The organism is Cellulophaga geojensis KL-A (assembly GCF_000568425.1).
GTDB lineage: Bacteria > Bacteroidota > Bacteroidia > Flavobacteriales > Flavobacteriaceae > Cellulophaga > Cellulophaga lytica.
Genome location: NZ_ARZX01000008.1, coordinates 86609 through 99075, shown reverse-complemented (window position 1 = coordinate 99075; position 12467 = coordinate 86609). Strand labels below are relative to the sequence as shown.

Sequence of the window (12467 nt, the reverse complement as noted above, 5' to 3'; positions counted from 1 at the left end):
TTTAATTAAATTTCTTACTTAGTTTTTTTATTACCGCATATTGCTCATCTGTAAGTGCATTACCATCAAAGATAGAGACTCCTTTTGCTCCATTATCTTTTGCTAATAGAATTGCTTTTTCTAAATCTGAAACAGACATATTTGGCACATAAATACCAGTATGCAGCTCTGTATTAGAATTTTTAAGGTCTTTTACACCTTGTCCTGTTGCATAACCAATCCAATCTATTTCTTCATTGTAAAAGTTATGATAAATCATTGGTAGTACTTTATCTACATTCCATTTATCCCAACGTTGGCGAACCATATGGTCTGCCATTTCTGGGTAAGGAAATACTGCTGCAGTTAATATTTTATTGTTATTATGCGCTATGGTATAAGCTTCATCTACAATAGCTTTTACTTTATTTAACCTAAATTGTTTCCACTCCATATCTATAGCTGGATTTTTAGACTCCTTAGGGTTTTTATGGTGCTCCTTTTCAAACTCTGCTACGCATACGTCACAGTAACAAAAATCAAACTCAGGTAACTCTACTTCTTGTTCTAAATTGTATTTTGGTAGTAACCCAATTGGTAAAAAAATATCTGAATAACGAATATAATCTAAATGTACACTTGCTACATCTTCAACCTTTGCCAAACCTTCTACCAAACTTAATATATGTGCTTTAGACTCTTTTCTTGTTGGGCACAACCATTTGTAATACCCTACATATGGTGGCTCATCAAAACAAGACTTACCATTTCTACTAACCGCGTACCACTCTGGGTGTTGTTCTGCAATAGCATCTCCTGGTCTGTTTACAGTAAACATCCAAGCGTGTACATTTAACCCTTCTTTTTTTGCAAAAGGAACTATTCTTTTTAACAACTCTGGATCTGTACCTGTATTAATTAGCACATCTGTAATTCCGTTTGCGCTATATTTAGCAAATTCCTCTTGGTAAGCAGTATCTTCTTTTTCCTCGCTTGCAGATGTCCAAGTCCAAAATGTAAAACTATCTGTTACAGCATCTTGCTTTTCTACTACATTCTTATCTTGTTTTTTCTCTTCACAAGAAAAAAATAAAGAGCAAAGTAAAAGAACACTCATTACCCTTAAAAATACCTTATTCTGCTTCATTACTACTAAATTTACCATCTTCTTTAATTACTAATATTTTGTTTGTAAAAGGACTTTTTACCCAGATGTTAAATCCGGTTTTATGCTTATCTAATTTTGGACTCACTAAAGTTCCTAATATAGATTTGTCTTGTATCTCTTTTTCATTATTATTTTCTACATAATTTAAAAACACTTTATACAAATACCATTTTATATGCTCATCCTTTGGAATGCTCCAATTTATATTTTCCTTAGTTTTATCAGAAAAATAAACATACCCCCATGTGTTAGGTTTATGCATATTAATTACGCCTTGTGGAGACCAAACCCAATTATACTCTGGTAAAGCTTTGCCATTAGCATCTTTCTTTTTAACATACTTACCATCTATTAAACTATGTTGCCATTGTACTCTAGAAAAATTTATACGCCAAAAATTATTCACTGGTATTTCTGCTATTTTAGAGGGTTCAAAAAGTGATTTCCAAGGAATAGCAATTTCTGTAGACCAGCTTTTATCTGTATCATTAGCGTTGTTTAAAGTTCCGTTAATATGCACGGCAGTTTTTAATCCGTTTATATCCCAATTATTAATGGCAGCACCACCTTGACTATAGGTTTTTGTTAACAACAAATCCCATACTGTATTTAGTGCGTTTATCTCTAACTCCATATAATTATGGGTGGTACCAGGCGGATCTATAAAAATTTCAAAGTCATTATTATGAAAAATAACTGCATCCTTTTTTGTAATATCGCCCCATACATGAGGCTCATCTAACAAAGCAAAGAAATACAAATAAGTATCATCCCAAAGCATTTTTACTCTAGTTTTATACGTTGCTTTTTTATCACCTTCAATATCTATAAATTCGGTTGTCCATTTAGCATTTTCCCAAGACTCCTCATTAGCTAAACCATCTATTTCTAAACTATTTAATGCCTTGTGTGCTATATATTTTTTAGGTGTATTTTGCGCTAATAATGACGCGCAGCATAAATACGTTAGGAAAAGAAAAATAGCTATAATTCTCTTAATTTTCATAGAAGGTTCTATATTCATACTCTTTATTATTAGTAACTTTTTTTTAACGTTAATATAATTTAGTTGCTAATTAAATTATTTTTTATAATTTTCAGACGTTCTATTTTGCGTGTTTGGTAAAATGCTATATCTAGTTTTTAAACTGCATAGCAACACTTTATAAATATTCCTTTTTTTATTTGTAATAGAAATAATTTTAGACCAATAACGATAGCTAAATGCTAAACGCTTTAATAGTACCGACAAAAAAACAGCCAAACTTAACCAATGAGTATAAACACAGATGTAGATTCTTTTTTAAACAAGAATTCTTCTAAAAGCTTTGAAATAAACTACAAACACCATATAATTTTTTGGGTTATATACTTTATTTTTAACAGCTTAAGGTATAGTAACATTCACCAAGATTTTATGCTCTCATTGCGTATGAATCTTATAGGTTTTCCTATACATATGGCTATTGCCTATTTTAATGTGTATTACTTAATGCCCAAATTTGTTTTTAAGAAAAAATACATTAGTTACACGTTTTTAGTTATTGCAACACTATTTTTAATGTTATTGGTTAAATACTCTTTAACCTATTATTTTATAGGTCCAAATGTTTGGCCAGAAGGACCAGAGGAACTAAAAGGCCTAACACTTAATTACGCCACTACAATGATGGTTGGTGAGCTATATGTTTCCTCTTTTGTAGCAGCCATAAAACTTACTATAGATTGGCTTAAAGAACACAGCAAACTACACGAATTAGAAAAAAGACAACTTAGTACAGAATTGCGTTTTTTACGTTCACAGGTTTCTCCGCATTTCTTTTTTAATACACTAAACAATATATATTCATTAACTTTAGAAAAGTCTGATAAAGCTCCTGAGGTTATATTAAAACTATCTGAACTAATGCGCTACTTGTTGTACGCTACCAAAAAAAACAAACAAGACCTAAAAAGTGAGCTAGACTGTATACAAAACTATTTAGACCTAGAACGTTTACGTTTTGATGAGTCTTTAAATATAAACATTAGTATTTCTGGTGATTTAGAAGGCAAACGTATTTCTCCTATGTTATTAATTCCTGTAATAGAAAATTGTTTTAAGCACGGAGCCAGTAAAAACATAGGAGATATGGTAATAGATATAGATGTAAAGGTTAGTGAAGATTTACTTCATTTTAAGGTATCTAATACCATACCCGAACAAAGTGCAGACAGTTTAATACCTATTAGAAGTGGTGGTATTGGACTAAGCAATTTAAAAAAACGCTTAGAGCTAGGGTATAAAAAAGAAGATTACCACCTCTCTATTTATGAAAAGGATAATATGTTTAATGTAATTCTAAAACTTAAAGTATGATTAAATTAAGAACCATAATTGTTGATGATGAACCGTTGGCTATAAATGTTTTAAAAAATTATGTTTCACAAATACAAGAATTAGAGTTAGTAGAAACATTCTCTAATGCAGTTGCTGCAACTACTTTTGTTCAAAATAACGAAATTGATATTATTTTTTTAGATATTAATATGCCCATATTAGATGGGTTAGATTTTCTAAAAAGTTTGCAATCTATGCCAATGGTAGTAATGACAACCGCACATGAAGAGTATGCACTTACTAGTTATGAACTACAAGCTATAGATTATTTGGTTAAACCTATACCGTTTCCTAGGTTTTTACAAGCAGTACAGCGTATTATAAAATTAAAACAAGGTAACACTACAAAAACCACAACTACCAATACAGTTGCAGAAAACCCTAGTATTTTTATTAAGGTAGATAAAAAGAAGTTGCAAAAAATAGTGTTAGATGACATTATGGTAATTGAAAGTTTAAAGGATTATATACGCATAAAAACAAAATCAGATAAATACATTATACACAGAACTTTAAGCAGTTTTACAGACGAATTACCTAGTGATAAATTTATAAGAATACATAGGTCTTATACCATATCTATCTCTAAAGTAGACACTATAGAAGGTAATAGTTTAGAAATTGGCGGCATACGCTACACAATTGGGCGTAGTTACATTAATGATGTAAAAGAAACACTTTTAGGACGCGCATAAATTTCAATTTTTAAGAAAAAGCTGTTAGGTTTTCATTTTGTATTTATTAAGCTATTGTTACAAGTTACTGGTCGATTTTTATTGCTAATAATTTAAAGAATAACAATATTTAAGAACAATAAACTAGCTGATTCTTAAAAATTATGATATTATCTAATTGGTTTTTATATCAAAAAAATAATGTAGCAAAAATAGCTCTTGCCGCATTTATTACTATTGGTGCCACTAGTTGCAAAACAGAAAACAAATATTCTGAGGTTGCTATAGCAGAAAATGGCACTGCAGCAATACCTGATGTAATAGACTTTACATTTCACGTAAAACCTATTATATCTGATAGATGTTTTATTTGCCACGGGCCAGATAAAAATGCTGTAGAAGGTAATTTTTCTATGGTTTCACCAGAGGAGGCTTATAAAGCTTTGGGAGAAAACTTAGACCATTATGCTATTGTGCCAGGAGACACAGAAAAAAGTGGAATGCTAGACCGTATTTACTCTAAAGACCCAGGGAGTATAATGCCACCTCCAGAATCTAATTTGATACTTACCGAGTATGAAAAAACTATTTTAAAAAAATGGGTAGAACAAGGTGCAGAATATAAAGATCATTGGGCTTTTACACCTCCTAAAAATAAAAATGTACCTAAAACTAAAGATACTTGGGGAAATAATGAAATAGATAACTTTATTTACCAAAAATTAGAAGAAAACAACTTACAACCTTCTGAGCAAGCCCCAAAAGAAAAATTATTACGTAGGGTTTATTTTGACTTAACTGGCTTGCCACCATCTACAAAAGACATTAATAATTTTTTACAAGATACTTCTGCAAATGCGTATGAAAAAGTGGTAGATAAGCTGCTAGCATCACAAGATTATGCAGAAAATATGGCAGCAGAATGGATGGATATTGCCCGTTATGCAGATACACACGGCTACCAAGATGATTTTGAGCGTATTATGTGGCCTTGGAGAGATTGGGTTATTAATGCTTTTAACAAAAATATGCCATACAATAAATTTGTTACAGACCAACTAGCAGGAGATTTAATTCCGGATGCATCTCTAGAGCAAGTTTTAGCAACAGGTTTTAATCGTAACCATAAAATTACTTATGAGGGCGGAGTAATCCCAGAAGAATACAGAGTAGAATATGTAGAAGACCGTATTACAACTTTTGGTACTGCTTTTTTAGGGTTAACATTAGAGTGTGCCCGTTGTCATGACCATAAATATGATCCTATTAGTCAAAAAGCACATTTCTCATTCTTTAGCTTTTTTAATAATATAGATGAAGACGGATTGGTAAACGGTGGTTCTGGAGTAATTCCTAAACCATACATTACAATTACAGAGAAAGAAAAAAATGAAGTTTTAGATTTTGTACAATTACAAAAATCAGACATAAAAGAAGTTCCTGTAATGGTTATGCAAGAGATGAAAACTCCTAGACAGGCATATATTCTTAACAGAGGCTTGTATGATCAGCACGGAGAAAAAGTATATCCAGATACTCCAGAGACTATTTTAGCTTACCCAGAAGGGTTTGAAAGAAATAGACTTGGATTAGCAAAATGGCTATTTCATAAAGATAATCCTTTAACTGCCAGAGTTGCTGTTAACCGTTTTTGGCAACGTATGTTTGGCACTGGCATTGTGGCTAGTTCTTATGATTTTGGTAACCAAGGAGCATTACCCACACACCCAGAATTGTTAGATTATTTGGCCTTACAATTTAGAGATAGCGGTTGGGACACTAAAAAAATGCTAAAACTTATGGCGCTTTCTAAAACCTACCAGCAAAGTACTGTAATTAGTAAAGAAGCTTTAGAGAAAGATCCAGAAAACAAATGGTTAGCACGTGGACCAAGAATACGTTTGTCAGCAGAAATGATAAGAGACCAAGCCCTTTTTGTAAGCGGACTATTAAATAAAGAAATTGGTGGCCCAAGCGTTAAACCATACCAGCCAGAAGGTATTTGGGAAGAAACCACAGGTGGTGGTGGCGGTAGTACATCTTCTTACGTTTTAAGCGAAGGAAAAGATTTGTACCGTAAAAGTTTGTATACATTTTGGAAACGTACAGTACCTCCACCAAGTATGATAACTTTTGATGCTGCCTCTAGAGATTTATGTTCCGTAAAAAGGCAAGAAACCAACACTCCGTTGCAAGCATTGGTGTTATTAAATGACCCACAACTTATTGAGGCTGCACGTGTGTTAGCTGCTAATGCAATTAAAAAAGAGACAAGTATCGAAAAACAAATTTCATACATTTTTCAATCTTCTACATCTAGACTACCAGATGAAACAGAGGTTACAGAACTTACCAACCATTATAATGATATGTTAAACAGAGTAAAAAGTAACGAAATTAATACAGATGAGTATTTAGCTATTGGCTCTTATAAAGTTGATGCTTCTATTACTGCAGATAATTTAGCTGCTTTGTCTTTAACAGCGCATACCATTTTAAATTTAGATGAAACTATAACCAAAGGATAGTTATGAGCGAGAAAAAAATACTAGAAGAAAGATCGTTAATCCTAAACCGTAGAAACTTTTTAGGCAAAGCAGCTTTAGGAGTTGGTGGCACCGCTTTAGCATCATTAATGGGTTGCAGCTTTTTTAATAAAAGTGAAGCTGGAATATTAACACCAGCAAATTCAATAAGTGGGTCCAAAGGCGCTTTAAGTAGTTTGCATCATCCTGCAAAAATAAAAAGAGTTATTTATTTGTTTCAAAGTGGTGGTCCGTCTCAATTAGAGTTGTTTGATTATAAACCACTTTTAAATGTACGCCGAGGTGAAGATTTACCAGAATCTATTAGAAACGGGCAACGTTTAACTGGTATGACATCTGGGCAAGATAAGTTTCCGTTGGTTGGTTCCCAATTTGATTTTAAACAGTACGGTAAAAACGGAACTTGGATTAGTGATTTACTGCCTTACACCGCTAAAATGGTAGATGATTTGTGTTTTATAAAATCTATGCATACTGAAGCAATTAATCATGACCCAGCAGTAACGTTTTTTCAAACAGGATCACAACAACCCGGTAGACCTAGTATTGGCTCTTGGTTAAGTTATGGTATTGGTAGTGAAAATGATAACCTACCTGCTTTTACAGTATTATTATCTAGAGGTAGCGGAAGACCTCAAGGTCAGCCTTTATATACCAGACTGTGGGGCAACGGGTTTTTACACTCGTTACACCAAGGTGTTCAATTTAGGGCAGCCAAAGATCCTGTATTATATTTAAATGACCCTAAAGGAACTACTAAAGACACCAAACGTGCTATTTTAGATAAATTAGCAGCCTTAAATGAAAAGCAATATGAGGAGTTTGGAGATCCTGAAATACAAAGTAGAATTTCTCAATATGAAATGGCATACAGAATGCAAACCTCTGTACCTGATGTTATGAATATTGATGATGAGCCAGATTATATTTATAAAATGTATGGCTCAGATGCAAAAATACCTGGCACTTATGCTGCAAACTGTTTGCTAGCAAGAAAACTAGCCGAAAAAGATGTACGTTTTATACAGTTGTACCACATGGGTTGGGACCAACATGATAATTTACCAGGCGCTATAGAAAAGCAAGCTAAAGATGTAGACCAAGCCTCTGCTGCGCTTGTAGCAGATTTAAAACAACGTGGTTTATTAGAAGATACGCTTATTGTTTGGGGAGGCGAGTTTGGAAGAACCAACTACTCACAAGGAATATTAACAGCAGATAATTACGGAAGAGATCACCACCCTAGAAGTTTTACAATGTGGATGGCCGGTGGCGGTATTAAACCAGGTATTAGTTATGGTGAAACAGATGATTTTGGATATAACATTGTTAAAAACCCGGTTCATGTACACGATTTTCAGGCCACAATGATGCATTTATTAGGTATAGATCATAAAAAGTTAACCTATAAATATCAAGGTCGTAGATTTAGATTAACAGATGTAGAAGGCCACGTTATTAAAGATATTTTATCTTAAACCATAGTACCAACCATCTACTTTAACCAACTTATGAACCGACGAACTTTTATACAAAACTCTAGCTTAGCTAGTGCAGGGCTTTTTTTAAGTACACCTGCTTTACAAGCTATGCAGCCCTATAAAGATGCCATAATTGGTCACGGCAATTTTAAATATAAAATAGACTTAAATTGGGGTGCACTAAACTCTAATTACTACCCTGTAGAAAACTGCCATGAAATGGTACAAGATTCTAAAGGAAGAATTATTTTACTTACAGACCACACCAAAAACAATGTAATAGTTTATGATAAATCTGGGAATTTAATTGAAGTTTGGGGCACCGAGTTTCCTGGCGCACACGGACTAACATTAAATATAGAAAACGGAGAAGACTTTTTGTACATAGCAGACAATAACCGCCATGAAGTAATAAAAACAACCATTAAAGGTAAAGTTGTACAAATTTTTAAGTTTCCTAAAGGCTATGGTAGTTATAAAGATATAACAGAGTACATTCCTACAGAAACTGCTATTGCTGCTAATGGCGATGTTTATATTACAGATGGCTACGGAGCACAACATATTTTACATTATAATGAAAAAGGTGAGCTATTAAATATTTTTGGAGGTAAAGGAAAAGAAGATCATTTATTTGGTAATGCACACGGTATTACTATAGATACGCGCAACAATGCAGCACCTACATTACTAATTACTGACCGTATGGAAAATAAGTTTAAACGTTTTAGTATGCAGGGCGATTACATAAATACAATACACCTACCTGGTGCTTTTGTTTGCAGACCTGTAATACATAAATACAATATTTACACAGCCACTATTTGGTCTGGAGATGGCGCAATGGATACAGGTTTTGTATCTATCTTAAATAGTGAAAACAAATTAGTTTCTGCTCCTGGTGGTACTAAGCCAAAGTATAACAATGATGGTACTTTGCAGCCAATACAACAAGCCATAAAGGTATTTAAAAATCCACATGACGTTTGTATAGATGATGATGAAAACCTTTATGTAGCACAATGGAACTCTGGTAAAACATACCCAATAAAATTAACTAGAGTCTAATTAATTCTATGAAAAAAATAATATACATATTAATTTTTATAGTTGGATTTTCTTGTGCTAAAAACAAGAAACCCAACTATACACAAACTAAAGAAATACAGCTAGTTTCCCCAAACTTTACCGTAGATTCTATATTTTTTAAAAACAATGCTACTATTCATTTTTCTAGTGTTTTAGCAAACACAACACTAAAATATACAGAAGATAATAGTAGCATTACTCAGCAATCTAAAACACTGAAATCTCCTTTAAGAATAGAAAAATCATCTACAATAGCTGTTAAAGCTTTTCATACAGATTATAAAGAGAGTGAGACTGTTAAGCTACAGGTAAAAAAAATAAAGCATAACATCTCAAGTGCAGCAATACGTATTTTTCCTGAGCCTAGTAGTACCTATTCTGCCAATGGTGCTACTAGTCTTACAGATTTAAAAAGTGGTTACCCTCAATTCAAAAAAAATAATGCTTGGTTAGGTTTTAATGCAAAAGAGATTAGTTTTAATATAATTTTAGACAAACCTTTATTGCTCTCTAAAATAACATTACATACATTAACTGCCCAAGGAGACTGGATTTTTGCTCCAGAACATATTAGTATTAAAAACAACAATACAATTATAGGAGAGCTAGTAAATAAAGAAGCTAGCAAACAAAGTTTTAGTGGCGCAAATGTAAACTTTACAGAAGTACCCATTACTCCTAAAACATACAATGCACTTACCATTGTAGTTAAAAGCTTAAATGGCATACCAAATTGGCATTCTGGTGCCAATAATATCCCTTGGTTTTTTATTGACGAAATTATAGTAGAATAATGCAGCAGATACACACACTATACATCCACATAGGAAATTTACACCCTTTATTTGTACACCTTCCAATAGGCATACTAAGTTTTGCTTTTATATTAGAAATTTATTTAAAAATTAAAAAATCTAAGGAAACAGACATTGCTAAACTGGCATTGGGCTTAGCTGCTATTACTGCTCTATTTTCTTTAGGAACAGGATGGCTTTTAGGTGATAATGGCGGCTATGATGAGCAAGCATTATCTAGACATAAATGGATGGCTGTTGCGCTTACTGTTTGTAGTGTGCTGTTATTTATTTTACGCACTTTACATCAAAAATGGAGCTCAAAAATTTTCTTTCCTATATTTATAATTACACTTGTTTTACTTGGTATTACAGGTCATTTAGGAGGAAATATGACTCACGGAGATGATTTTCTTTTTCAAGATAAATCTAGCAAAGAAGTAGCTATTACAGATATTAATAAAGCTAAGGTATATAAAGATGTTGTACAGCCTATTTTAGATACCAAATGCGTTAGCTGCCACAATGCAAACAAAGCAAAAGGAGAACTTATACTTACCAGTAAAACCTTTATATTGGCTGGAGGTGAAAATGGTAGTGTTTTAGATTCTATAAACGGAGAACAAGCCTCACTATTAGGAAGAATACATATGCCAATAGAAGATAAACTGCATATGCCTCCAAAAGGAAAAGTACAGCTAACAGCAGAAGAAATAAACTTATTAGAATGGTGGATGAAAAACAACAATTGTTTTGATTGTACTGTAAATGAAACTAACACCACTGCACAAACAAAAGCTATTTTAAAAACTTTAGAAAAAGACACTACATCTATTGGTATACTTACTGCAAGTTTAGATCCGGTGCCCTTAGAATGGGTAGCTAAAATGAATGCAAACGGATTTAGCATTCTTCCGCTATCAGAAAAAAGTCCCTTATTAATTGTAACCCTTGCTAACAGAAAAGGAATTACTAGTAAGGATATTAAAAAATTAGAAGATTATGCAGATAATATTGTGGAGCTTAATTTAGGTTTTACAGATTTTAATGATGATATGGCAATGCTACTGCCCAACTTTAAAAATATTGTAAAATTACAGCTACAGAAAACAAAAATAACATCTAAAGCTTTAGAGGAGGTTGAAAAATTAGAGTTTTTAGAGTCCTTAAATTTATATGGCACAGCTGTTACTAGTGATATTTTTAAACATTTAAAAAAATTACAAAAGCTAAAAAAAGTATACTTATACCAAACTGCAATACAAAACAGTGAACTAGCTAATTTGCAAAAAGAAAAACCACAGCTTGTTACAAAACATTTATCTGATACTATTTTTAATGACGCAGTACTTAACAATCCGTTTATAGTAAATGCCACAGATTTTTTTAATACTGAAATTGATGTAGAACTTACGCACGTTTTTAAAACTGCAAACATATTTTACACTTTAGACGGTACTGAGCCAGACACTACATCTACTAAGTATACTGCTCCTATTAAACTTACAGACTCCAAAACCATAAAGTTTTATGCCCATAAAAAAGATTGGAAACAGAGTAGCGTTGTAACTGCTAACATAAAAAAAAGTGGCTTAAAATTAGATTCTATTTGGTTAGATAAAAAACCTCATGAAAATTACAAAGGAGATGGGGCAAATTCTTTAAAAGATTTAAAAAGAGGTTCTATAAACTTTCAGGATGGTTTATGGTTAGCATACCAAGGAGAAAACTTAAATGCAACCATTGCTTTTAATGAACCTAAAGAGATAAGTACAGTTTCTGTTGGTTCTTTAACTAAACCTACTAGCTGGATATTTAATCCTATTGGTTACAAAGTATGGACAAGTACTAACAATAAAGATTACACTCTTGTAAAAACAGTAAAACTGCCTGTTCCCCAAAAATATGTAGATGATGCCATTTCTTTTTACGATATAACTTTTGATAAAACAGTGGCTAAATATGTAAAAGTTGAAGTAGTCAATATAACAAAAAACCCAGCTTGGCATCCAAATCCTGGAGGCAAAAGCTGGGTTTTTGTTGATGAAATTCTTGTAAACTAAACTATTTCTGCACTTAAACCTGCTTGTAATAGTTTGCTACATCTTGGTTCTAAATCTTTATATGAACCGGTTTTAACGGTACATTTACCTTTGTAATGCACCAAAAAAGCACATTGTTCTGCCTGTATTGGTGTATGATCGCAAGCATCTACCAGTGTGTCTATCACATGATCAAAAGTATTTACATCATCATTAAACAACACTATTTCATTATTGTTTGCTACCTCTTCTTCAACTAAAAGTTCTTCTAAATATTTTTCCTGATTACTCATAATCTTCTAACATTTATACTA

The 12467-nt window shown here is 32.5% G+C and carries 10 protein-coding genes; 7 read left to right on the top strand and 3 right to left on the bottom strand.

Annotated elements, in window-relative coordinates:
* Position 1: 1 nt before the first annotated feature.
* Together KLA_RS08195 and KLA_RS08190 are read right to left on the bottom strand one after the other, a co-directional pair.
* Positions 2-1126: a family 10 glycosylhydrolase gene (locus KLA_RS08195; protein WP_034645023.1), complete on the bottom strand. Its 1125-nt coding sequence runs from the start codon at positions 1124-1126 to the stop codon at positions 2-4.
* Complete coding sequence (locus KLA_RS08190) at positions 1113-2171, bottom strand: carbohydrate-binding family 9-like protein (protein WP_051456067.1); 1059 nt, start codon at positions 2169-2171, stop codon at positions 1113-1115. The genes KLA_RS08195 and KLA_RS08190 overlap by 14 nt, the downstream gene beginning before the upstream one ends.
* 249 nt (positions 2172-2420) lie before the next feature.
* Here KLA_RS08190 and KLA_RS08185 point away from each other — a divergent pair, with 249 nt between their 5' ends.
* From KLA_RS08185 to KLA_RS08155, 7 genes are all read left to right on the top strand, one after another.
* A complete protein-coding gene (locus KLA_RS08185; RefSeq protein WP_013621896.1) occupies positions 2421-3506 on the top strand; it encodes a sensor histidine kinase in 1086 nt (361 codons plus the stop codon).
* Positions 3506-4222 carry a LytR/AlgR family response regulator transcription factor gene (locus KLA_RS08180; protein ID WP_034645020.1) on the top strand — a complete coding sequence of 239 codons (717 nt, stop codon included), beginning with the start codon at positions 3506-3508 and terminating at the stop codon, positions 4220-4222. The genes KLA_RS08185 and KLA_RS08180 overlap by 1 nt, the downstream gene beginning before the upstream one ends.
* A 143-nt stretch (positions 4223-4365) precedes the next feature.
* The gene (locus KLA_RS08175) at positions 4366-6729 is read left to right on the top strand and encodes a PSD1 and planctomycete cytochrome C domain-containing protein (protein ID WP_013621894.1); all 2364 of its coding nucleotides are present in this window, start codon (positions 4366-4368) and stop codon (positions 6727-6729) included.
* A 2-nt stretch (positions 6730-6731) separates the two neighbouring features.
* Positions 6732-8225, top strand: a complete 1494-nt coding sequence (locus KLA_RS08170) for a DUF1501 domain-containing protein (protein ID WP_013621893.1) — start codon at positions 6732-6734, stop codon at positions 8223-8225.
* A gap of 33 nt (positions 8226-8258) precedes the next feature.
* Positions 8259-9296, top strand: coding sequence for a peptidylglycine monooxygenase (locus KLA_RS08165; RefSeq protein WP_034644968.1), 1038 nt, complete (start codon positions 8259-8261; stop codon positions 9294-9296).
* Between the two features lie 8 nt (positions 9297-9304).
* Positions 9305-10111 carry a hypothetical protein gene (locus KLA_RS08160; RefSeq protein ID WP_034644966.1) on the top strand — a complete coding sequence of 269 codons (807 nt, stop codon included), beginning with the start codon at positions 9305-9307 and terminating at the stop codon, positions 10109-10111.
* Positions 10111-12174, top strand: coding sequence for a chitobiase/beta-hexosaminidase C-terminal domain-containing protein (locus KLA_RS08155; RefSeq protein ID WP_034644963.1), 2064 nt, complete (start codon positions 10111-10113; stop codon positions 12172-12174). The genes KLA_RS08160 and KLA_RS08155 overlap by 1 nt, the downstream gene beginning before the upstream one ends.
* Here the strand turns inward: KLA_RS08155 and KLA_RS08150 are convergent.
* The gene (locus KLA_RS08150) at positions 12171-12446 is read right to left on the bottom strand and encodes an ATP-dependent Clp protease adaptor ClpS (protein WP_013621890.1); all 276 of its coding nucleotides are present in this window, start codon (positions 12444-12446) and stop codon (positions 12171-12173) included. The two genes, KLA_RS08155 and KLA_RS08150, sit on opposite strands and share 4 nt — an antisense overlap.
* Positions 12447-12467 lie beyond the last annotated feature (21 nt).

Bases quoted from the DNA above. Each gene is read 5' to 3' on its own strand.
- KLA_RS08165 (WP_034644968.1), top strand. From the start codon at position 8,259: ATGAACCGACGAACTTTTATACAAAACTCTAGCTTAGCTAGTGCAGGG.
- KLA_RS08155 (WP_034644963.1), top strand. From the start codon at position 10,111: ATGCAGCAGATACACACACTATACATCCACATAGGAAATTTACACCCT.
- KLA_RS08190 (WP_051456067.1), bottom strand. From the start codon at position 2,171: ATGAATATAGAACCTTCTATGAAAATTAAGAGAATTATAGCTATTTTT.
- KLA_RS08175 (WP_013621894.1), top strand. From the start codon at position 4,366: ATGATATTATCTAATTGGTTTTTATATCAAAAAAATAATGTAGCAAAA.
- KLA_RS08160 (WP_034644966.1), top strand. From the start codon at position 9,305: ATGAAAAAAATAATATACATATTAATTTTTATAGTTGGATTTTCTTGT.
- KLA_RS08185 (WP_013621896.1), top strand. From the start codon at position 2,421: ATGAGTATAAACACAGATGTAGATTCTTTTTTAAACAAGAATTCTTCT.
- KLA_RS08195 (WP_034645023.1), bottom strand. From the start codon at position 1,126: ATGAAGCAGAATAAGGTATTTTTAAGGGTAATGAGTGTTCTTTTACTT.
- KLA_RS08150 (WP_013621890.1), bottom strand. From the start codon at position 12,446: ATGAGTAATCAGGAAAAATATTTAGAAGAACTTTTAGTTGAAGAAGAG.
- KLA_RS08170 (WP_013621893.1), top strand. From the start codon at position 6,732: ATGAGCGAGAAAAAAATACTAGAAGAAAGATCGTTAATCCTAAACCGT.